Raw genomic sequence first — 20,118 nt, forward strand, 5'->3', positions numbered from 1 at the left:
TCGGCGTGGACTGGGGCCTGAACACCCTTCTCAGCACGGGTGCGGCCCGGCTGCACGACGAGGGACAGATCACCGATCTCGGGGCGGGCGCGCAGGCCTTGATGAAGCGGGATGCGGCCGTGGAGTCCTCCCGGTTGGTGGCCAGTTCCCGCAGCATCTCGTGCCATTGGGTGTTCAGCTGGTCTTCGTTCTCACCCACCGCATCTGGCACCGCCTCGACCAACCCCTACACCTTCACCGGCCGCGAGATGGACGGCACCGGCCTGCTGTACTACCGCGACCGCTACTACGACCCGCAGACCAGCCAGTTCATCTCCCAGGACCCCAGCGGCCAGGCCGGCGGCACCAACCTCTACCAGTACGCCCTGTCCTCCCCCACCACCTACACCGACCCTGACGGCAACAACCCCATGATCGCCGCCTGCGTCGTCGGCGGCCTCATGGACGGCGGCCTGGACTGGCTCTCCCAACGCCTGTCCGGCCGCAAGGTCAACTGGGGCCAGGTCGGCCAGTCCGCCGCCATCGGCTGCCTGTCCGGCATGCTCGGCGAAGGCCTCGGCACCGCGCTGGAAGGCAAGCTCGGCTCCAAACTCGGCAGCTGCGCCCTGCCGAACAGCTTCACCGGCGACACCCCCGTCCTGATGGCCGACGGTACCCGCAAGCCCATCAAGGACGTCGCAGTCGGCGACACCGTGATGGCAACAGACCCTGAGACCGGGAACACAGGCCCTCGTAAAGTCACTGCCCTGATCAAGGGGGAGGGCGAAAAACACCTCGTCGACATCACTCTCGACACCGACGGGCATGCCAGAGCCAAGACCAGCACCATCACAGCGACCGACGGCCACCCCTTCTGGGTTCCCCAGCTCCATCGGTGGGTCGAGGCCAGCAACCTCGCCGCAGGTCAGTGGCTGCAGACCAGCAGCGGCACCTGGGTTCAGATCAAGGCGGTCCGACACCACACTCAACAGGCCTCGGTCAACAACCTCACCGTCGAGGGCTTGCACACCTACTATGTACTGGCGGGCAAGACACCGCTTCTGGTGCACAATGCCGGCTGCGGCGAGACAACCTATTATCACGGCGCCGATGTGGATTCCCTCCTCGACATTCTGAACAACAGCCTGAATTCGAGTAAGGCAGCGGCCAAGTACACGGACGGCCCGGGAGGCTTCTTCGTGGCAACCCATGCCGGTGATGCCGAGTTCTTCGCCACGAGGCACGGCGGCGGGGCCATCATCAAGGTGATCATCAGTGATGATGCGATGGCACAATTGAGGAACGCAGGTGCCGTTGCGAGACCCATCCCCATGAGCCCGAAGTCGCCAACATTCGCGGGCGATGAGTTCCACATCCCCACCTCAGCATTCGATCTGTTCAATCAACTGCGAGCCAGTGGTGGTATCCGTGTTTCACCCTGAGGACCTCAACCCTGTTGACGTGCACGAATACGTCCGCCGAGAGCATTCCCGCTTCTTCAAGGGTGGAACCTACAGTCCACTCGAAGCCGCCTCCCAAATAGCCCTGGAAGCGCTATTGACGGGCGTCTCGGATGTACAGATCGCCCGGCATGGCGACTGGGTCAGCCTTGCTTCCGCATCCGACTGGCTGGCCGGTCTGGACGGGGACGCATTCCAACAGCTGGTACCTATTCGCGGCGGCGGACGGAACGCAGTGACGGCAGAGGTATTCTTGACTGTTTTCGCCCGCGGGGTTGTTACGGCGAAAGATGGAAAGGCATCCATCATCAAGGGAGACTCTTTCGGGCCGCTCGCAGAAAATGTGCCAGGCAAGGGCCGCGTCGTATCCTTTACAGTGGCCTGCGAGTAGCACCTGATGGATTCCCACGGCTATTCCAGACGACGAATCCTGTATGCCTCAGCCGTCGGCGCGGTCGGGGCTGGTGGGCTGGCGACGGTGAGCGCAGCAGCGCTGCGCAGCACATCGTCCGGCCAGAAAGAGGCGCCAGCCCACCTCCGTGGCGCCGCTCCATTGCCCTTCATCCACGCAATCTCCCTTGATCTCACTGCAGCTGAAGACCGCCGGATTGGCCAACTGCGCGCTGCGCACCGGGTCGTTGGCGCGTTAGACGGCGGCAAGATTGCCGCCTGGATGGCTTTGGGTGAGAGCGTCCTTCCCGAGCCGGCGAGCAGACCACGCCATCTCCGGCCAATGCCGGCGTTCCCCGGAGATGTCCTGGACCCGGCCCTGTCCCACGGGGATCTTCTGATTCAGTTCACCGCCGCATCGTCCGATGCCGCGCATGTAGCAGCCGATCAGGCACTGCGCACGCTTCCTCGGTGGCGGGTGCGATGGCGCCTGGACGGCCGGCGTCCCGAGAATCGAACGGAGGACGGCAGGGGGCTGGCCCGCAACCCGTTCCACTTCACCGAGGGCTACGGAAACCCTGCCTCCCCCGCCGAGGTCACGGAACGGGCCACCGTCAGGGCCGGTCGAGGCGAACCGGCCTGGGCCGTGGGGGGCAGCTATCAGGTGGTCCGGATCATTCGTCTCGCTACCGGCTTCTGGGACCGTGACACGCTTCACGAGCAGGAGCGCATCATTGGTCGTCACACAGACGGGCGCTGGCTCGACGGCACCCCCGCCGATGAGCGTGCGGTTTTCGCCGCGGATCCCGACGGCAAGATCACCCCACTCGACGCCCATGTCCGCAGGGCGGCCCCCGACCGACGCCATCCGCCGCCCCTGGTCAGGCGCGGCTACAACTACCACCGTGGTACCGACGACCAGGGCCTGATCTTCTGCTGTTTCCAGCGCGACATGGAGAAGGGCTTCGAGGCCGTGCAACACCGGCTGCAGGGCGAGGCCATGGCCAAATACACCCTCACCGTCGGAGGCGGCTACTTCTTCGTTCCCCCACCCGGCGACGGCTGGCTCGACGCGCTGGCCTGACGATCACTCAGGCAGTGCACGGGGTTCCTGGCGAGAGGCCCTCTTGTCGGGCCCTGGCATGCGGTTCACCATCTGTTACGGCACGTGATTGAAGGATGACCGTTCGGGGCGAGGGGGGAACGGGTGGGTCTGCTATGGGCGTTGGAGCCTGCCACGGCGGCGAAACACCGACTCTACCGGCGGTACTACGACGCATGGTGGCCGATCATGCTGCAGCCGCGCGGCGTGCGCAGCTGGAGCAGAGTGACGTTGCTCGATGCTTTCGCGGGGCCGGGACGGTATGAAACGGGCGAGGACGGCTCGCCCGTCTTCGCGTTGCAGCGACTGCTCGAGCATGACGCCGCCGACCGGATGGAACTCTCGCCTCAGCGTGTGCAGTTGGTGTTCATCGAGGAACGCCGGGATCGCTGTGAGCATCTGCGGCAGCTGCTGGTCGACCGCTTCGGGCCACTGGAGCGGTTACCGGTGCGCGTGAGCGTCCACCGGGGTAGTGCGGGCCGGGACAGCGAGCGGATCCTGACGGAGGCCGGCGCCTGGGGGCAGCCGATCCTCGGGGTCTTCGACAGCTGGGGCAGCGTCAACACGCCCCTGTCGCTGATGCGTCGCATCGCCCTCAACCCGGGCAGCGAAGTGATCACCACGTTCGGGCCGAACTGGTTCAACCGTCGCAAGGACATCAACGTCGACATCTTTGACCAGGTGTTCGGCGGGCGTCACTTCTGGGAGGCGGCCGCGGCGGTGGAGCGCAGCGATGAGCAGTGGAGGGCCTGGCTGGAGACGTTCCGCTCCGCGCTGCAGCGGGCCGGTTTCGAGCACTGCCTGCAGTTCCAGGTCGTCCCGCGCACGGGCAAGCCGTTGCATCTCGTCTTCGGCACCCGCCATCCGAAGGGGGTGGCGGTGATGAAGGAGGCGATGTGGACGGTCGACCGCAGCGACGGCATGAGCTTCAAGGACCCCCGCTGCCGTGGCGCAGTGCCCATCGGGCAGGGCACGCTGTGGGAGACGGAGGTGATCGACCCGGAGCTGGTCGCCCTCGTCCACGACCGCGTGCAGAAGGGCCCGATCGGTGTGGGTGATCTCGGGCAGTGGCTGCTGATGGAGACCGCGCAGTGGCGGGCCAAGGACGCCGCCAAGGCGGTGACGTATCTGCGGGACGAAGGACTCGTGGTGCTCTCCCCGCCGGGCCGGATCACCAGGGCCAGCACGGTCAGCGCGCGCTAACCGGCATGAGGGGCATCTGGTCCCAGGTGCGCCCGTGCAGGTGCCGGCCCGCCGCCTTCGGGGTGCGCCCGCCCCACTGTTTGAAGAAGAACGGCACGTCAGCGTCCTCGCACCGGTCCCGGATCTCGGCGATCCACTCTTCCTCGACGGGGCGAAAGCGCGGCCCGGACTCGCCTCCGGCGATCACCCAGTGAATGCCGGTCAGGTCCAGGCCGTCCAACGGCCCGAGCAGGGGCTCGCAGGAGAGGAATCGGACGGCGGCGGGCACCTGGCGCAGGTCGTCGGCGCGCGGGAGTTCTTTGGCGCTCTCCACCGACACCCCCATCCACAGGTTCGGGGGCCACTCGAGCCGGCCGGCGACCAGCCGCAGGCGCCGTGCCCGCTTGGTCAGTACCTGGTAGGTGTGCTGGGGGGTGTCGGTGATCACGTCGAAGACGCGGCGGACGTAGTCGAGGGGGACCCGCGCGTGGAAGAGGTCTGACATCGAGTTCACGAAGACGGTGCGGGGGCTTTTCCAGCGGTAGGGGACCGCGAGTGCCTCGGGATGCAGGGTCAGGCCGAAGCCGGGGCCGGAGGTGCGGGGATCGCCGTCGGTCTGGTACTTGGCGGATCCCATCGCCTTCAGGCGTTTGGCCAGGGTCAGGGCGTAGCAGTTGTCGCAGCCGGCCGAGACCTGGTCGCAGCCCGTCGTCGGGTTCCAGGTGGCCTCGGTCCATTCGATCGCGCTGCGGTCACTCACCCTCAACCCTCCATCGCCTGCCGCTGGTTGTCCGCGTGCGCGGACCAGTTGGGTCGGCAATCCAGCGGCACGCTCGGCCACTGGCATCCAACCACGGCGCCGCCTCCTGGTGCGTTCTTTGAGACACCACCGCATAGAACGCGTGTACCCCTTCTTTCGATGGAAGGATCTGCTGTGCAGCCGCTGGCGGAACCCTGCACGCCGGTGCGTTCGCGAGCCGGTCGGAGTATCTGCGCACCCTGGAAGAGGACCCGCCGCAGGTGCGCGCGCTCCTCCATCCGTCCGGTCAGTGTGCGTTATCCGGGAGGAGCCGGGCCAAGGCGCGCACGGCGCGGTACTGGAGTGTCTTGATGGCGTCCTCGTTCTTGCCCATCACCCGGGCTGTCTCGGCGACGGACAGGCCCTGCAGGAAGCGGAGCGTCACGCACTCCTGGTCACCAGATCGCCGACTGTCTGGCTACCACCCGCTCAGTGTCCCCGTGGCCCGCGGCCGCTTCGGTCCTGCTCTCGAACCGGGTTGACGGGCTGCTGGCGGGACTCCTCCGAGGGTCTCAGGAACGCCTCCTACGAGGCGCCGGCTGAGAGGCGGAACGTATCGGGCCTGGGTGACGACGCGAGTAGCCGTACCAGAGGCAGAGACCTCGAGGCTGTCGTTGGGGGCCGCGAACTTCACGTGGTCCGCGACGAGTTCACCAAGTCGCTGCGGGGGGTGGTGCCGAGCCGTTCGCCCATCCTTCGGGACAGGTCCCGCATCTGGTGCCCGAGCAGGCCCTGGTCGAGACCTTCCTTTGCGAGGACGCCGAGATAGGCCTCCACCCCGGCACGCGACACGAAGAGATGTCCGCCGTCGACCTCGATCATGGCGAGGCGCAGTCGGCCGGCGCAGGTGGGGAACTGCTCACCTACCGGCCTAGCCAGCGCTTGGAGCCCGGCAACCACGGCAGCAAAACGATCGATGTCGGCGGAGTCATCCCCTCCGAAGGAGACAAGGGCCTTGCGGTCGCCGGATGCCACGAGGGCAAACCGGATCTCAGCAATGCTCTCCACGAGCTCACGGAGCATCCAACTCCTGTCAGCGGCACGGTCCTGTTGCATGCTGGCTAGTCGCTTTCTGTGGTCACGGACAGGCGGCCGGAGTGCCGCAGCCGGCCACCGAGGGGGTGACGCCATGTGGTGAGAATGGGTCCGCCACGACGGCGCCTTCCTTCGGCGTAGTCCGCCCGCAATGACGCGGTCTGCAAAACCAGTTACGAGGCCTGTGTCCTCACCAGGCCGCGGACGGGCCGTCCATCTGCGCGGCGCGGACGACTTGAATATCCAGCTCGATACGGATGGTGGTGCCGATGGCCGCGATGCCGCGGGTGAGCATCTTTTGCCAGCTGAGGGTGAAATCCTCGCGGTGCAGTTCGGTGACGGCCTTGCAGGCGGCGCGGGGTTCACCCGTCATGCCGGTGCCGAGACCCAGGTAGGTGGTGTCCAGCGTCACGGTGCGGACGACACCATGCAGTTCCAGCGTCCCGGTCACCTCCCAGTGGGAGCCGCCGCGGTGCACGAAGTTGCCGCCGCTGAAGGTCAGATACGGGTGGGCGGCCACGTCCAGGAAGTCCCGCGAGCGCAGATGGCTGTCCCGGGTGCGGACGCCGGTGTCGATGCTGTCGGCCTCGATGAACACGTCGACCTGGGAGTCCCGCATCCGCTCGGCGATCCACAGGTTGCCGGAGAAGCGGTTGAACCGGCCGTGGATGTCCGCCATCCCGATGTGACGGGCGACGAACCGGATCGCGGTGTGGTCCGGATCGATGGTCCAGTGCCCCTGCGCCGGGGCCGGCGGCAGCGTGGCGGCGTCCAGTCTGATCACTCCGGCGGAGGACCTCAGGCCGGCAAGCACCTGCACGGGAACGCGGCGCGGCTCGAAGCCGTCGCAGATCACCGCCAGTTGATAGTCGCCGGACGGTACGGCGGCCGTGAACAGCCCGTAGGCGTCGGTGCCTCCCCGCGTCACGGAGTGGCCGGCGTGGTCCAGGACGGTGACCGAGGCCTGCATCGGCAGCCCCACCGGGTCCACCACCTGGCACTCGGCCCGGCCCGCACCGTCAGGAAGCGGAAGTCCCCTATCGGACCAGGCCGTTGACGCATCCCTGGCGTCCCCGATCCACCGCCACAGCAGGGTCCTCATGTCCGCGCCTCTCGTTGCTCTGCCTGAAGATCAGCTCACCTGGGCAGGCTCTTCATGTCTGCGACAACGCGCGCCCGCGATATGGACCAGTAACGGTCCGCGCTGGAACTCGCACAGTCCGCATCCGCTGATGTGGTACACAACCCGACGGCCCCCGACCCTTGACCCCCGACAACCGGGGCCGACCGCGACGATCTCACCGCACGGCTCGTGCCCGCCGACGACATCCCGGTACGCCTCGGCGCCCGAACCCAGATGTTCGCGGTAGATGGCGCGCAGGTCGCTTCCGCAGTTCGTGGATGCATGCACCTTGAGCAGCGCCTGGCCGGGGGCGGCCTCGGGTACGGGCACGGTCCTCAGCTCGGTCTGGCAGCCGCCGGGGAGAGAGGCGGCAAGCATGGCTGCAGGCAAGGGGCATGGTGGTCACTTGGCGAAAGGTCGCCCGCGGGAGATGCGATGCGGAGGGTGGCTCGGGTGTGCCATCCGGAGTTTTCCTGTTGCGTTTCGCAGTGGTCTGCGAGGGCCTGCACGATGCTCAGTCCGCGACCGTGTTCGCAGGGGTCGCCGGAAACGGTGTCGTCGGCGGGGTGCTCCACGGCTGCGCCGTGGTCAGCGACGTCAATGCGGACGGTGTGGTTGCTGAGAGACAGGTGGACGGTGAGGCGGCTTCGGCCGTGCTGCGCGGAGTTGCCGGCCAGTTCGCTGACGATGAGGAGGCAGGAGTCGAGGTCGCTGTCGGCCACATCCCACCGGGCGAGGATCGCTGAGGCGAATTGCCGGATTTCACGCAGTCGGGATGCATCGGCCAGCGCCGACAGAGCGGCGTGGCGGGGCCGGTGGGCGGGGGAAACAGGGGGCGCCGAGCCGTGGCTCTGGGGTCCTGCTGGGGCTGGGTGGCTGTTGTTCTTGTTGCGCCGGTGGCGGCGGGCCGGGCGGGGGGTGCCCGCGGTGATGGGGGATGAAGCAGCCATGGGAGGCACTTCCCAGTCTGGGCGGAGGCGGGGGTTCGTCAACACCGAGCCTTGTGCCTCGAGCACTGCTCGCGGTGCGAAGTTTTCGGACGCGATCATTTCAGCGGCGACTGCTGCCGCTGAGCTCCGATTCCATTGCGGTGAACACATCGGGATCGACCTGACTCAGCGGCGCGTCCATCATGTTCAAGGCAGGTCCTCCACCGGCATGAAGGTCTCGACTTTCCTGTCTGCGAGCAGGTTGATCGCCTCGCCGAGCACGCGCTCCTGGAATGCCTGGGTCGCCCGATGCTCCTCGTAGCCGCTCTCGTCGGTGTAGTGCTCGTAGAGCACGAATGTGTCGGGGTCGACAGCGCTGACATGTGCCTGGAACTGGACGTTCTTCGGCTCACTCCTGTTGCCAGGGGTCATCTCCCGAAGGATGGTCATGATCCGGTCGCGTTCTCCTGGCTTGGCCTTCCAGGTTGCGATCACAACGTGTCCCATATCGCTACTTCCTCCTCAGATGTTGAATCCGATGGCACGCAACTGCTCGTGCCCATCCGCGGTGATTTCCGCGGGGCTCCAGGCGGGTGTCCACTGCCAATCGATACGGAAGTCGTCCACCAGCGGGTCCCGGTCGAGCAGCTCGGTGCGGATCTGGTCCTCCATGACACCGGTGAGTGGGCAGGCCGGCGAGGTCAACGTCATGGTGAGGATGGCGATCCCGTCCGCCACGCTGACACCACGAACGAATCCGAGGTCGACGACGTTGATACCCAGGTCGGGGTCGATGACGTCGAGAAGCCGCTCTCGAATTGCAGGCACGAGCGGGTGGGCGTCTGTTGGCGGCGACGTGGGCGGAGTGTGTGCGTCAGGAACGGCCGCCTCGACGGTGAACGTAGAGGTCTCGTAAAGGCCGCGAGGCACGAGCACGATGGACAGGTCGCTGGTCACGCTGGTGATCCAGTCTGCGTTCCCGTGCGACTTACGGCGCACCCGGGTGATCCCCTGACCGGGGGTGACGTCGGCAGCCGCGATGACGAGCAGCGTGGGGTCGAGGCCCGACTCGCGTGCGTTGACGACCGCGCGGTCGAGAACGCGAGCGACGGGCTCGCAAGTTCTCCCTGGACCTCGTCGAAGTCTGGAGATGGCTGCGATGGTGTCCAGACCGAGCACTGCATCGAGGGCAGCCCTGGCCTCGGTATGGGGGACTCGGACTTGTTTCTGTGACACGTCGAGTGTCGTGGCGGTTGGGGTCATGCCCGGGCTCCTCGCGGACGTGGTGCTAGGCGGTTGACAGGCGTCGACTCGTCCTCCAATTGCTCCGCGGTGACGTGGTGTTCGGTGAAGAGCAGTCGCCGCGTTGCCAGGACGTCTTTGGGTCGGTTCAGGGAGATGACCCGGGTGATGCGGTCGCCACGGAGGGAGAACGCAGAGAACGACAGGTCGTCGAGGGAGCCACGCAGGACGAGTTGGTCGTCGCTGTGGGCGCGACCCACTTGCTGAATGGTGTGGGCGTACTGGTCGGACCAGAACCAGTGGGCCTCTTGGAAGGGCTCGTCGTGCCCCAACATGTTCATGGCGGCCGAACGGCCGTGATGCAGGGCGGTGTCATGGTGCTCGACGCGCAGGTGGGTTTGGTAGAAGGGATGGAAGGCCGCGGCGACATCTCCAGCGGCGAACACATCAGGGGCACTTGTCCGCGATTGTGCATCCGTGATGATGCCGCCGTTGTCGACCTTCAGGCCGGCGGCCTCAGCGAGCTCGATGTTGGGCAGGGAGCCTGCGCCGACGAGCACGAGATCGGCCTCGACCGTGCCCTTATCTGTGCGAACGACGAGCGCCGACGGGGTTTCCTCGATACTCAGTACGACACACCCGAGCATCACGCGGACGCCTGCTGCGCGGTGCACGTCCGTCATCACCGACCCGAGAACTGGCCCCAGCGCGGGCTCCATCAGTGTCGAGGCGCGCTCCAGCAGCGTGACTCGTTTGCCCAGCGCGACAGCGGTTGAGGCTGCCTCGCAGCCGATGAAGCCTCCGCCCAGCACAGCGACCTTGTCGACGGTTGCCAGCCTTGTGCGCACCTGGACGGCGTCAGCATGAGAGCGCAGTGTCAGGATGCGGGGGCTGTTGGTGTGCGGCAATCTGCGTGCGCGCACACCCGTAGCGATGAGGAGCTTGTCGAAGTCGAGGGTCTCACCGTCGGAGAGCTTCACGCTGTGTGCGTTCGCGTCGAGCTGGGTTGCCCGGGTACCCAACATCATGGTGATGTCGTTCTCGGCGTACCAGTCCGCCGACTTCAGGAGGGTGGGCAACCCCTCCGACTCCGGCTTGAGGAACTCCTTGGACAGAGGCGGCCGCTCGTATGGGAGTGAGGCGTCGTCGCTCACGATCACGACTTGGCCGTCGAAACCGTGAGAGCGCAGGGTGGCCGCCGCGGACGCGGCCGCCACCCCGCCTCCCACGATCACGTGACGTGACGTAGTCATCGGCCGACATCCACGCGGATCATCCCGTCCTCGCCCACCTCGCAGGGGTAGGTCTTGAGGCAGACATCGTCGGGATTGACGCCTTGGCCGGTGGCTGCATCGAACTGCCACATGTGCCGTACGCAGGTCAGCGTCTGACCGTCGAAGTCGCCCTCGTCGAGGCCCCAGGCTTGGTGCGGGCATCGATTCTCGTAGGCCTTGACCTCGCCGTCGACGTTGACAAGGAGGACCTTGGTGTCGGAGACCTGCACAGGCGCCATGTCTCCGTCCCACAGGTCATCGATGTGCATCGTTTCCTGCCAGAGCATCGTTGCACTCGTGGTCGTCATGCCGACTCCTGGTTCACGCCGCCGAGGATGGATCCCGTGAACGCCTCACGTGCCGCGCGGGCACCCGCGACCACGTCGTCCGCAGGGCGCGGGAACTCAGGCAATGTCGCCAGCAGGGACCCGAGACCCGCTGCCGCCTCGTCAGCGACCGGAGCCCACTTGGCCACCCACTTTTCGATGACACTCCTCGACTCCGGCTTCTGGCCGATGGCGAAGCTGGCGAGGGCCTGGCTCCACCGGTTGCGACGCTGGTTGTCCGCGTCCAGGAAGCTCTGCAGCAGCCAGCTGAGGTTGTCACCGTTGTCCAGTGCGATCTCACCGAACTGACGGGTCAGCACATCGTCCAGTGTCGGCAGCAGCACAAGGTTCAGGGCTGTGAAGGCCTCCGCCCAGTCGTAGGTGACCAGGGCGTACTCCACGGCCTTCCGTGTGCCCTGCCAGCCGGCGCCTTGCTGCCAATGCCTGCGCTCGCTATCGGTGCCGATACGTGAGCTCGGGTGCGCGATCTGGAGTTCGCGCGTTCGGTAGGCGATCGTCGTGACGCGACGGAGGAAGTCGGCGGTCGCGAGCCCTGCCGGGTTCGTAATGTAGGACGTGGGCGCCATGTAGCCGACGTACGCCTCGATCTGCTGAGCGCCGTGCACGGCGTACCGCGAGGGTGTGTACAGGGTGCCGAGCAGCTCGAGCCAGCCAGGAGCGAAGGACCGGTCGGTGCCCAAGGCGGCGTACTCCTCAAGGACGCCATGCACCTTCGACTCGGACTCGGCCTGGGCATTGACGTACATGCGGTAGGTCAGGCTGTCGGGCTCTCTGAACTGCTCCCAGTTCTCCGCCTTGAGTGGGGACTGGTCGCGGTAGGTCAGGAACCACAGGTTCGCCGGCGACGACGGGTTCTGCTCGAAGGCAGCCGATCGATTCTCTCGCGTGGTGTAGTTCTGGCCCTGAGTGACGATCTCGTATTCGGTCGGCATCTTGCGCACGTCTCCGAACGCACTGAACGTCCGACGCTTCCTGGCCCTGCTTACTTCCCCAGTCATCGGACCAACTCTCCGTTCGGGGTATCGCGCTTGATCTTTTCCCAGACGATGTCATCGCTGGTCGTGACGACCCGCCCGACGAAGGACGACATCATCGTGCCGAAGGAGCGGATCTCGTAGTCGGCACCGAGGTAGAGACGCAGAGTCTCCTGGGTCACGCGCACTCGCTTGTCGCCCTGGACGCGCACATAGGAGCCGCGGTCAATCACCTCGATCTGCTGATCTTGGTTGTCATCGCGGATGGCCTGGATGACGTCCTCAACCTGATCGCCCATCCTCAAGATGGGACCCACGGGGTTCTTCATGCTCGTCCCTCCGGGATGGCGTACTCGACGGCGATGTGGTCCAGCGGTGCGATCCCTGCTTCGGCGACGGTCATCTCCGGCGGCATGGGTATGCCGTTGTGGATGACGACCTTCGGGTACGGCAACGCCCGGACCCTCTTACCCTCCACGTGATGGGCCACGGCGGCCGCGACTTCGCTCATCGTGTTGGCGGTCGTGACCGCAACGAGGATCTGCACGAAGTCGGTTGCGAAGATGGCGTTGAGCGGGACGAGCTCGGGCGCTCGGTCCTCCATGCCCAGTTCTGTCTGCTCGGTCATCAGCTTGCCGTCCCAGCGGGTGCGGCCAGGCCGGCTGCAGGGCGGCCCACGTAGTCCTTGGTCCAGGCGCCGTAGTCGGGGTCGTCGCCCATGACGTCGGGCGTCATACCCATGTAGCCCAGGATGCCGCCGACGTCCATCGGCTGGATCTGGCCGGCGAGGAACCTGTCGATCAGGGTCTCGTGGTTGACGTTGTCGCGGTCCTTCCAGAAGATCTGGCGGCACGCATTCGAGCAGAAGTGGTACTTGTGACCGTCGTAGTCCAGCTGCCGGGTCCGCACCCTCCACTTGCCATCGCGCGACTGGGTGGCATTGCAGGCGGGAAGGTGGCAGGTGCTGCACAGCCAGGGGAGCGTCTCGGGCAACGTGGCCTCGACGTTGTTGGCGTTGACCTGATCGATCATCACGTCCCACTTGTCGCCGTACACAGTCTCCCAGTTGGGGTACTTCTCCCGGAGCCACTCGCGCTCGTCCTTTGAGACCCCCGCCTTGGGACGCCACCACAGAGTCGGCCGCCAGTACCACAGCCCCATGTGGAGCCCGTGGTGCCAGGTGTCCAGGCCTTGCATGAACTCGTCCCAGTACCACGGCTTCTTCAGCCCGTAGTCCTCGATGGTGTGGATGAACTGGTCGATGATCCACTCCTCCATGAACTCGCGGTACGACTGCTTGCGATGCTCAAGCGGCGTGTAGTAGTCCATCGCCGGCCCGGTGAGCGCACTGAAAATGCGCGCCGATCCCCAGAAGCTCTTGTCGATGATCCACTGCGCGCGGACCGGGTCGTGCTCGACCAGGATCTCCATGGTCGGTCCGCCCTGCTGGGAGTGGCGCGCTTCGTCGGTCTGGATCGAGGAGATCATGTTCGCGAAGTTCACGTCGCCGGACTCCAGCGCGTCGGCCGAGAGCGCCACGAACTGCAGGTTGGTGAAGCCGGTCTCGAACGTGAACGGCAACTCGATGGCCAGGTCCACGACGTTCGGCGCGATCATCATTCCGTCGAACAGGTTGCGCGCCGAGATCGGCACCCAGTCGTTGGTATGGAACGTCTTCTGGGTCCAGTCGTACTGCGGGTCCTTGGCGATGAACTCGTGGCCGAAGAACGTGGTGATCTGGGCGTGCCGCATCTCGTCGAGCTGGCCGAACGTGGCCATGTTGCGCCACGCGCCGTTCATCCCGAAGCGCGCCATCTTCAGCTCGCCAAGGACCGCGAGGTACTCGACGAGAGCCACCCCGCCGAAGTGCACCTTGGTGGCCGACTTCCAGCCCTCGTCGAGGGTTTCGAAGGCGTTCGAACGCTGGAGCGCGGCCTTGACGGCGTACGCCGATGCCTCCTTCTCCCGCTGGGTTGCCACGTACTCGGGGTAGGTCACCTTGTAGGATTCCTCCCACTTGAGCCACGCCTCGCGGGGGACCTTGCCCGTGCCTGAGTGCCACTCGGGGTAGATGGCCTCATCGTCAACATAGGTGGGCGTCCAGTCCACGTCGCGGACGAAGCCCTGCCACTCTTCACGCTTCAGCAATGCCATGGCGTCTTGATCTCCTAGTCGACTTCGAGGTGGCCGAGTTGCTGGCTGATGCCGGCGTTGTTCCAGTAGGCGGTGATGGAGCTGATGAGGCCGGCCTCGTTCACCTTGAAGATGAACAGGTGCGGCTCGCTGTACGACTGCCCGGCGGGGCGGATGAATCCCCATGGGAGCTGCTGGGTTCCCCCGATGTCGACCTGCGCGACGACGTCGCCGTCGTCGTTGGCGTCCACCGAGTGCACGACGTTGGACAGGTTGGGAAAGGACTGGATGAACCCGGCCCAGATCGCCCTGCCGACCGTGCCGACCTTGCCGTCGGCGCGCACGACGCGCTGCTTGCCCCACATCTCGAAGGGCGGGTAGGAAAAGTCGGCGTTGATGTCGCACAGGTCAGCCATGCCTGGAACGTCTCGCTCGCGATATCTGTCAAAGAAGTCGCGGACGACGGAAGCGTATTGCGCGGCAGCGCGCGGTTCCTGGGTTGTCGTAGTCATCGTCGTCTCCTCACACGATCGCGATCTGGTCGAACCTCTTGACGCCCAGTCGGCGATAGAGCTGCTGCTGGCACCAGTACGCGTCGACCGCGACGATCACGCCGTCACTCACCTCGAACCGCCAGGCCTCATCGAGGTCGAGGTGCTTCTCCTGGTTGATGGCGCCGGCGTACGCACGAGCCTGGGTGCCCTCGATCTTGAGCTCGGCGGTCACAACGTCACCGGTGCGAAGAATGCGCTTGGTGGTGACACGGAGGTTCGGAAAGGCGCCGACCATGCCGTCGAGCACCTGGCGCAGGGTGTCTGCGCTCTCGCCGCTCACCGAGAGTCCATGCACGGCGACCCGCACCTTGTCGGACACAGCGGCTAGGGCGGCGGCGACATCCCGCCGACTGAATCCGTCGAGGAAGTCCGCGACCGGGTCACTGGTTCCAGTGATCACTTGAACGCTCCTGATTCGTTCGATGGCCTTGGTGAGGAAAGACATGTCAGGCCGCCTCGGTCGACACCGCGCTCATGGCCTTGATGACCGCGTCCGCTACCGCCTCAGTGGAGCCGGGGTTCTGCCCCGTGATGAGGTTGCGATCGACGACGACGTGACTGGACCACGCGGCGGGACCGTCGTCGAAGACGGCGCCCGCGTTCATCAACGCGGTGTCGACGTACCACGGGAGGCCGATCCGGCCCGGCTCGGTCTGGTCCTCCTCCTCGTCGGTGAAGCACGTGATGCGGTAGCCGTCGAAGAGCCACTGCCCGTCCGGACGGTCGGGGGCGGACAGGAGCAGCGCCGGGCCGTGACACAGGGACGCGATCAAAGCGCGCTTGGAGTGGAGCGCGACGAGGAGCCGGCTGACGCTGTGGTCGTCAGCGAGGTCCACCATCGGCCCGTGTCCGCCGGGGGCGAAGACAGCGTCGAAGGCCGCCATCTGGTCGTCGCTGAGTTCGGCGAGCGATGCCGGGTTCACAAAGCCCGGAATCGCGTCGAGCTTCGCCTTCCGCTCGGCGGCGAGCTGCTCGCTGGCCTCCCGCTGCGCCGCTACTGCCGCCTGAACTTCCTGGCTCGACAGTCCACCAGAGAGTTCGGGATCCGACATGACCTCGGCCAGAGCGCGGTCCTCGCGCCAGGCGACCTTGGCAGCCTTGCTGACCACGGCGTGCGCGTCGGCTGCCGACAGGCCCCTGGCCTGCAGGGTCTCCGCCAGCCGGCGAGCGGCTGCCAGTCCCAGCTCGGTCACCTGATGCAACGTGAAGCGAATGTCGTCAGGATCGTGAGCGAACGTGCGGGCCACCGAGTTCAGGTAGTCCTTGTCCTCATCGGGATAGTGGAAGAACCAGCTGAGGCCATAGGGGTCTGCGGTCGGGGCCTTGCCGTCAGGAGTCACAACGACGACGTCGAAGCCGGCGGCCACGAACCTCTCGTACGGTTTGAGAGCCTCCTCGGCAAAGTAGCCGGTGGGATGCTTCGCGCCGTCGGCCATCGTGATCTCGTTTGCGCTGGAGACCAGGTAGGCGATTCGAGTCATCGGGATTCCCTTCGCTCAGGTAATGGGAGCGTGCGGTGCGGCCGGGGTCATGCTTCGTAGCAAACTCGAAGTGGCCGGCGAATGGTGATGCATTCCTCCTTGATGTGTGTCCATTCCTCGCCGTTTGATCTCGGCATGCCGCACACCAACGGACTTGTGTCGCGATCCCACGCAATGGGATCCGACGGGGGCGGGTTCGGCATAGCGTTTCGTGGGTCCGCCAACACTGCGGACTTCCCCAAAAACGAGATGAGGTCGGACATGGCTCGCGCCCTGTTCGCCGTCACCGGATCCCAGTACTGGACCCTGAATGACGGCACCAAGCACCCCTGCGGTTACTGGCCCGAAGAACTGGCGGTCCCGCACGAGGTGTTCACAAACGCTGGGCTGGATATCACCATCGCCACACCTGGCGCGGTGCGACCAGTCCCCGACGAGGCTGGGTTCAGCGCGGCGATGAACGGCGGATCGGAGGAGCCGGGCAAGCGCTTTCGGGCGTATCTGGAGAGCATCGAGGAGCAGCTGCGCAGTCCCCAGGACCTCGATGACATCACCGCAGATGACTTTGACCTGGTCTTTGTCCCAGGTGGTCACGGTCCCATGGAGGATCTCGCCCACTCATCCACGTTCGGCGCACTCATTGTCGAGTTCACCCGGCAGAGCAAACCCGTGGCGGCGGTCTGTCACGGCCCCGCCGCTCTGCTACCGGCTCGCGATGCCGGAGGCTGGCTCTTTCGCGGACGCCGCGTGACCGGCTTCACCAACGCAGAGGAGGAGCAGGTCGGGTTTGCCGACAAGGCGCCGTGGCGCCTTGAGGACAGGCTCCTGGAAGACGGCGGAATGTTCGAGTCGAGCGGCAACGCCTGGCGGCCACATGTCACGGTCGACGGGAACCTCTACTCGGGCCAGAACCCCGCCTCGTCCGAGCCCCTGGCGCAGCAGCTGCTCACGGCAGTTGCGTCAGCTCGTGCCTGAGTGAAGTAGGTGCATCCCCCCGTCCAGGGCCTGCGCGTCGACATCGACGTAGGCCCTGGGCGTCGTTCCAAACCGGCGGCGGAACTCCTTGATGAAGTGAGACACACTGGAGTACCCCACCCGACGCGACACGTCAGTGACGCTCAATCGGCCGTCGAGCAGCAGTTCCCTTGCCCGGTCCAGGCGAAGTTCCTTGAGGAATTGGTAGGGCGAGCGCCCGGTCACCTCCCGGAACAGCTGGGAGAACGATGACGGGCTCAAAGCAACCTGCTCAGCCATGTCGTTGACGGTGACCGGCTCGGCATAGTGCTCGCGGATGTAGACCAGCGCGGCGGACACAGGGTTGCCCGCAGATTGCTTCGCGGCGATGTGAAGGAGTCGGGAGAACTGCTCGCGCTGCAGTACGCGGTAGACGATCTCTTGCAGGTACATCGGGGTCAGCACACGCCGATCAGCCCCGGTGTCGAGGCTCTGCAGGAAGCGGATCACGACGCTCATCAACTCGGGATCCAGCGCGGACACCGCACCCTTCTCTGGGACCGAGTCGGAGTGGACGGGTGGGAAGCCAGCGGCGGTGCGCCGCTCGATCATGTCTGCCGAGACCCTCTTGACCAGCGCAGGGTCAACTTGGAGAACGAACGAGAGGAACGGCTTGCGTTGGCTCGCCTCCAGGATTTCCGCCTGGAAGTGGAGGTGACTGCTCAGGACCAGATAGTTGAAGGGGTCGTACACGAAGTTCTTGCCCTCGGCGATGACGCGTTTGCGGCCCTGGGCCACGATGCCGATGGACAGGGATTGGATCTCTTCCCAGGTGGGAGCCTGCGGTTCGTTGAACCGATAGAGGGTCAGCCCCGGCCAGCCGCCGTCGTTGCCGCCGATCTTCGGCGCCCTTGCCCCGACTTCGGCAATGAGGTCACCCGTGGTGATGATCTGCTGCATGTGAGATGCCAAAGTCATCCTGTCCTCCGGGGCCGGCAGCAACGTTGCTACCCGGCCAGCCTATGTGACGCCAGTCACACTGTGGAGTTTGGTGGTGTCGCGGTGCAGTGAAGGAAGTGAGGGGGCCGATTCCCTCGGTGCCGCCCTCCCGTCCTAGGCCTGAGCTTTTGACGCCGCCGAACGGGCGGCGTTGGAGATGACCCCGAATCCCGTCCTCAAGCACGGATGCGAAGTGCTGGCCGTCGCGCTCGTCGGCGGCGTACACGTACCGTGCCGCTGGACAGCGCGAGCGCTTCCGCGGCCGGGCCTTTCCCGCGGAGGATTCGACCGGTGGCGCACCCTGCGATTCGGGCCTTTATTTCACCCTTATGTATTCCAGTATGCGTCGCGGTTACTCCGGATGCAAGGGGCTGCCCGCTCGCAAACCGATGATCTTTTTGCCCATCCGCCTTGCTATATAAATTCCCCCTCATATAAGACCCCTAGATATAGGCCCTATTGTGTACCACTACCTCACTGACACCTGGAAGCGTAAGTACGGGAGTGCAAGCGTGTGTGCCCATGGGCGTGTCACATATACGGCGCTCCTATAGAGCGCACACTCCCCCACCCTCACCCGTTGAGTTATCAGGCTGCCCGCGTATCCCCCATGGCGACGCACCCATATCTAGCAGAGTGCATAGAGAACCTCAGGCCTGCCCATCGCATTTGCAACCCGAGGAAAGGCAAGAATTCTAAAATGCCAAATTCTCGATTTTCTCGTGATTGACAATAGGCCACCCTGCACGACCCGCCTTACTCAATGCACAATGTAATGCAATGTGTTATGCGCTAATGAGCTCGGCCGGCCTGCACTCGTTATGCAATACCTGCCCGGTAAATGGCGCACCGCGTTGCGCACGACCTGCGGCATCTCACGCGTCGAGCGCACCTCGAGGCTCCGCGTCGGCGACGACGGCAATCCGGCTTCCGGTTGCTGGATCCTCGACCTCAAGGGTCCGATCAAGAGCGGCGTCCCGCCACTCCCCGTCGCCATAGATACCTGTATGCGTCGCCTGAGGCAGGGTGCTGATGGCACTGGCGACATTCACGCCGGCCTCCGTCCTGTTGAAGTGGATCGAGTTGTTGAACGCGGATTGCGGTCGACCCTCCACGCTGTAAGGGGGGTCGGCCACGATCCGCGTTGGTGTCAGACGGTCTCTGGGACCACGTGTCCAGTCGAGCCGGACCGAGTGAGCATCCCGGCCAGGCCCGCCGCGAAGTACGCCAGGATGCATCCGGCCAGGAGAGACGCCAGCGTGCTTACGAAGACCCACGGGTAAGGAGTGGAGAGTACGCCGCCGAAGGCACCTGTGCCGGCTGTCGCCGGCTTGGCGAGCGACTCGAGGCCGGATCCAACCCCCACCGCCATGCGACGCCCAGCCGTCCAGTCCGGTGGCGATCCACCAGAACACCACAGCGGCGAAGGCCGCGAGTGCGGCGGGCGTGTAGTACCAGTCGAAGATCGAGAGGGCGACAGCACCGAAGGCCAGAACTCCGACCCACAGTGCCAGGCCCCAGAATTCGGGAAGGTCCGCGGTCTTGGGCCCCAGGGCCATGAGAACCAGGCCGGCGACGGACCCGATCGCGGTTGCGATGCCGACCTTGGTCGCCGCTGCTGCGTCCGCGCCTGCGGCGAATACCATCGCCCAACTGATGAACGCCGCCGGCGCGATGAGATGGAAGTTCGCTGGTAGGCCGAGGCCGTTGCCAAGGGCGCCGTTGTCGAACCAATGGAAGGTGAAGTTCATCGACACCTCGATCCAGGCAAACGCGAGCACGCCGACTGCAAGCGCGAGCGGGAGGGCCTTCTTGAGTTTGTCCACCATCGTTGTTGCTCTCCTATCGGGACGACGGGCAGAAACGCTCGCACTTGTGAGGGGGGTCACACTCACGACCGGAGCAGACGCTAAGGCGAGCACCGGGCCGGGTCCATGCCCCCGGCACCAGTCCCGTCGGTTCCCGCACACATCGGCGTGGATTGCGATACGTGATGCATTTCTGCCGTGCCCGATGCCCCGCCTCCCTCGCATGGGGGGTCAAAACGACCGGTTCGGCCGACCGGCGTGCGCAGATTTGGCCCTATTTCGAGACCCTCCAGTAGAGTTCGCGGCGTTGTCCTGTTTGGGCCGTCGTCGTACCGCGTGGACGGACATCCCCT

At 65.5% G+C, this 20,118-nt stretch carries 23 protein-coding genes and 2 pseudogenes; 5 read left to right on the forward strand and 20 right to left on the reverse strand.

The window, feature by feature from the left end; translation table 11 throughout:
• The 4 genes from ACGFYN_RS44240 to ACGFYN_RS44255 form a co-directional block, all read left to right on the forward strand.
• Positions 1–1,421: RHS repeat-associated core domain-containing protein (locus tag ACGFYN_RS44240; protein WP_393871668.1), on the forward strand; the 1,421-nt coding region annotated here is incomplete at its 5' end.
• A 19-nt stretch (positions 1,422–1,440) separates the two neighbouring features.
• A complete protein-coding gene (locus tag ACGFYN_RS44245) occupies positions 1,441–1,830 on the forward strand; it encodes a hypothetical protein (protein ID WP_393871669.1) in 390 nt (129 codons plus the stop codon).
• A 6-nt stretch (positions 1,831–1,836) separates the two neighbouring features.
• Complete coding sequence (locus ACGFYN_RS44250; RefSeq protein WP_393871670.1) at positions 1,837–2,913, forward strand: Dyp-type peroxidase; 1,077 nt, start codon at positions 1,837–1,839, stop codon at positions 2,911–2,913.
• 123 nt (positions 2,914–3,036) lie between these two features.
• Entirely contained in the window at positions 3,037–4,134 is a 1,098-nt protein-coding gene (locus ACGFYN_RS44255; RefSeq protein WP_393871671.1) for a three-Cys-motif partner protein TcmP, read from the forward strand.
• Here the strand turns inward: ACGFYN_RS44255 and ACGFYN_RS44260 are convergent.
• The 18 genes and pseudogenes from ACGFYN_RS44260 to ACGFYN_RS44345 form a co-directional block, all read right to left on the reverse strand.
• A complete protein-coding gene (locus ACGFYN_RS44260; protein ID WP_393871672.1) occupies positions 4,121–4,873 on the reverse strand; it encodes a DUF5131 family protein in 753 nt (250 codons plus the stop codon). The two genes, ACGFYN_RS44255 and ACGFYN_RS44260, sit on opposite strands and share 14 nt — an antisense overlap.
• 286 nt (positions 4,874–5,159) lie before the next feature.
• Positions 5,160–5,306: pseudogene (locus ACGFYN_RS44265) on the reverse strand (sigma factor-like helix-turn-helix DNA-binding protein); the annotation flags it as partial.
• Positions 5,307–5,542: 236 nt separating this feature from the next.
• Positions 5,543–5,935, reverse strand: coding sequence for a roadblock/LC7 domain-containing protein (locus ACGFYN_RS44270; RefSeq protein ID WP_393871673.1), 393 nt, complete (start codon positions 5,933–5,935; stop codon positions 5,543–5,545).
• 202 nt (positions 5,936–6,137) lie between these two features.
• A complete protein-coding gene (locus ACGFYN_RS44275; RefSeq protein WP_393871674.1) occupies positions 6,138–7,049 on the reverse strand; it encodes a YceI family protein in 912 nt (303 codons plus the stop codon).
• Positions 7,050–7,079: 30 nt separating this feature from the next.
• Entirely contained in the window at positions 7,080–7,448 is a 369-nt protein-coding gene (locus ACGFYN_RS44280; protein ID WP_393871675.1) for an alcohol dehydrogenase catalytic domain-containing protein, read from the reverse strand.
• Complete coding sequence (locus ACGFYN_RS44285; RefSeq protein ID WP_393871676.1) at positions 7,406–8,170, reverse strand: ATP-binding protein; 765 nt, start codon at positions 8,168–8,170, stop codon at positions 7,406–7,408. Before ACGFYN_RS44285 ends, ACGFYN_RS44280 begins: the two co-directional genes overlap by 43 nt.
• Before the next feature lie 36 nt (positions 8,171–8,206).
• Positions 8,207–8,506: a putative quinol monooxygenase gene (locus tag ACGFYN_RS44290; RefSeq protein WP_393871677.1), complete on the reverse strand. Its 300-nt coding sequence runs from the start codon at positions 8,504–8,506 to the stop codon at positions 8,207–8,209.
• Positions 8,507–8,521: 15 nt separating this feature from the next.
• Positions 8,522–8,827 (reverse strand): metal-sulfur cluster assembly factor, encoded by a 306-nt coding sequence (locus ACGFYN_RS44295; protein ID WP_393871697.1) that lies wholly within the window; start codon positions 8,825–8,827, stop codon positions 8,522–8,524.
• Positions 8,828–8,941: 114 nt separating this feature from the next.
• Positions 8,942–9,262 (reverse strand): annotated as a pseudogene (locus tag ACGFYN_RS44300) (uL22m family ribosomal protein); the annotation flags it as partial.
• Entirely contained in the window at positions 9,259–10,494 is a 1,236-nt protein-coding gene (locus tag ACGFYN_RS44305) for an NAD(P)/FAD-dependent oxidoreductase (protein WP_393871678.1), read from the reverse strand. The pseudogene ACGFYN_RS44300 and the gene ACGFYN_RS44305, both read right to left, overlap by 4 nt.
• Positions 10,491–10,823, reverse strand: a complete 333-nt coding sequence (locus ACGFYN_RS44310) for a Rieske (2Fe-2S) protein (RefSeq protein WP_393871679.1) — start codon at positions 10,821–10,823, stop codon at positions 10,491–10,493. The genes ACGFYN_RS44305 and ACGFYN_RS44310 overlap by 4 nt, the downstream gene beginning before the upstream one ends.
• The gene (locus tag ACGFYN_RS44315) at positions 10,820–11,794 is read right to left on the reverse strand and encodes a hypothetical protein (protein ID WP_393871698.1); all 975 of its coding nucleotides are present in this window, start codon (positions 11,792–11,794) and stop codon (positions 10,820–10,822) included. The genes ACGFYN_RS44310 and ACGFYN_RS44315 overlap by 4 nt, the downstream gene beginning before the upstream one ends.
• Positions 11,795–11,856: 62 nt before the next feature.
• Positions 11,857–12,165 carry an MmoB/DmpM family protein gene (locus ACGFYN_RS44320; protein ID WP_393871680.1) on the reverse strand — a complete coding sequence of 103 codons (309 nt, stop codon included), beginning with the start codon at positions 12,163–12,165 and terminating at the stop codon, positions 11,857–11,859.
• Entirely contained in the window at positions 12,162–12,464 is a 303-nt protein-coding gene (locus ACGFYN_RS44325; RefSeq protein ID WP_393871681.1) for a toluene-4-monooxygenase system B family protein, read from the reverse strand. Before ACGFYN_RS44325 ends, ACGFYN_RS44320 begins: the two co-directional genes overlap by 4 nt.
• Entirely contained in the window at positions 12,464–13,990 is a 1,527-nt protein-coding gene (locus ACGFYN_RS44330) for a toluene monooxygenase (protein ID WP_393871682.1), read from the reverse strand. The genes ACGFYN_RS44325 and ACGFYN_RS44330 overlap by 1 nt, the downstream gene beginning before the upstream one ends.
• 14 nt (positions 13,991–14,004) lie before the next feature.
• A complete protein-coding gene (locus ACGFYN_RS44335; protein ID WP_393871683.1) occupies positions 14,005–14,481 on the reverse strand; it encodes a nuclear transport factor 2 family protein in 477 nt (158 codons plus the stop codon).
• A 10-nt stretch (positions 14,482–14,491) separates the two neighbouring features.
• The gene (locus ACGFYN_RS44340) at positions 14,492–14,923 is read right to left on the reverse strand and encodes a nuclear transport factor 2 family protein (protein ID WP_393871684.1); all 432 of its coding nucleotides are present in this window, start codon (positions 14,921–14,923) and stop codon (positions 14,492–14,494) included.
• Between the two features lie 46 nt (positions 14,924–14,969).
• Complete coding sequence (locus ACGFYN_RS44345) at positions 14,970–16,004, reverse strand: DJ-1/PfpI family protein (protein ID WP_393871685.1); 1,035 nt, start codon at positions 16,002–16,004, stop codon at positions 14,970–14,972.
• A 261-nt stretch (positions 16,005–16,265) separates the two neighbouring features.
• Here ACGFYN_RS44345 and ACGFYN_RS44350 point away from each other — a divergent pair, with 261 nt between their 5' ends.
• Positions 16,266–16,979: a type 1 glutamine amidotransferase domain-containing protein gene (locus ACGFYN_RS44350; protein ID WP_393871686.1), complete on the forward strand. Its 714-nt coding sequence runs from the start codon at positions 16,266–16,268 to the stop codon at positions 16,977–16,979.
• Here ACGFYN_RS44350 and ACGFYN_RS44355 read toward each other — a convergent pair.
• Together ACGFYN_RS44355 and ACGFYN_RS44360 are read right to left on the reverse strand one after the other, a co-directional pair.
• Positions 16,965–17,918, reverse strand: coding sequence for an AraC family transcriptional regulator N-terminal domain-containing protein (locus ACGFYN_RS44355; protein WP_393871687.1), 954 nt, complete (start codon positions 17,916–17,918; stop codon positions 16,965–16,967). The two genes, ACGFYN_RS44350 and ACGFYN_RS44355, sit on opposite strands and share 15 nt — an antisense overlap.
• 914 nt (positions 17,919–18,832) lie before the next feature.
• Entirely contained in the window at positions 18,833–19,786 is a 954-nt protein-coding gene (locus tag ACGFYN_RS44360) for a hypothetical protein (RefSeq protein WP_393871688.1), read from the reverse strand.
• Between the last annotated feature and the right edge of the window lie 332 nt (positions 19,787–20,118).

This window comes from Streptomyces sp. NPDC048419, assembly GCF_043200415.1.
Lineage (GTDB): Bacteria > Actinomycetota > Actinomycetes > Streptomycetales > Streptomycetaceae > Streptomyces.

Coding starts and splice junctions, on each gene's coding strand:
- ACGFYN_RS44310 (WP_393871679.1), bottom strand. CDS start 10,823: ATGACGACCACGAGTGCAACGATGCTCTGGCAGGAAACGATGCACATC.
- ACGFYN_RS44350 (WP_393871686.1), top strand. CDS start 16,266: ATGGCTCGCGCCCTGTTCGCCGTCACCGGATCCCAGTACTGGACCCTG.
- ACGFYN_RS44290 (WP_393871677.1), bottom strand. CDS start 8,506: ATGGGACACGTTGTGATCGCAACCTGGAAGGCCAAGCCAGGAGAACGC.
- ACGFYN_RS44250 (WP_393871670.1), top strand. CDS start 1,837: ATGGATTCCCACGGCTATTCCAGACGACGAATCCTGTATGCCTCAGCC.
- ACGFYN_RS44320 (WP_393871680.1), bottom strand. CDS start 12,165: ATGAAGAACCCCGTGGGTCCCATCTTGAGGATGGGCGATCAGGTTGAG.
- ACGFYN_RS44360 (WP_393871688.1), bottom strand. CDS start 19,786: ATGGTGGACAAACTCAAGAAGGCCCTCCCGCTCGCGCTTGCAGTCGGC.
- ACGFYN_RS44330 (WP_393871682.1), bottom strand. CDS start 13,990: ATGGCATTGCTGAAGCGTGAAGAGTGGCAGGGCTTCGTCCGCGACGTG.
- ACGFYN_RS44325 (WP_393871681.1), bottom strand. CDS start 12,464: ATGACCGAGCAGACAGAACTGGGCATGGAGGACCGAGCGCCCGAGCTC.
- ACGFYN_RS44345 (WP_393871685.1), bottom strand. CDS start 16,004: ATGACTCGAATCGCCTACCTGGTCTCCAGCGCAAACGAGATCACGATG.
- ACGFYN_RS44305 (WP_393871678.1), bottom strand. CDS start 10,494: ATGACTACGTCACGTCACGTGATCGTGGGAGGCGGGGTGGCGGCCGCG.
- ACGFYN_RS44335 (WP_393871683.1), bottom strand. CDS start 14,481: ATGACTACGACAACCCAGGAACCGCGCGCTGCCGCGCAATACGCTTCC.
- ACGFYN_RS44275 (WP_393871674.1), bottom strand. CDS start 7,049: ATGAGGACCCTGCTGTGGCGGTGGATCGGGGACGCCAGGGATGCGTCA.
- ACGFYN_RS44285 (WP_393871676.1), bottom strand. CDS start 8,170: ATGTGTTCACCGCAATGGAATCGGAGCTCAGCGGCAGCAGTCGCCGCT.
- ACGFYN_RS44355 (WP_393871687.1), bottom strand. CDS start 17,918: ATGCAGCAGATCATCACCACGGGTGACCTCATTGCCGAAGTCGGGGCA.
- ACGFYN_RS44280 (WP_393871675.1), bottom strand. CDS start 7,448: ATGCTTGCCGCCTCTCTCCCCGGCGGCTGCCAGACCGAGCTGAGGACC.
- ACGFYN_RS44270 (WP_393871673.1), bottom strand. CDS start 5,935: ATGCTCCGTGAGCTCGTGGAGAGCATTGCTGAGATCCGGTTTGCCCTC.
- ACGFYN_RS44315 (WP_393871698.1), bottom strand. CDS start 11,794: ATGCCGACCGAATACGAGATCGTCACTCAGGGCCAGAACTACACCACG.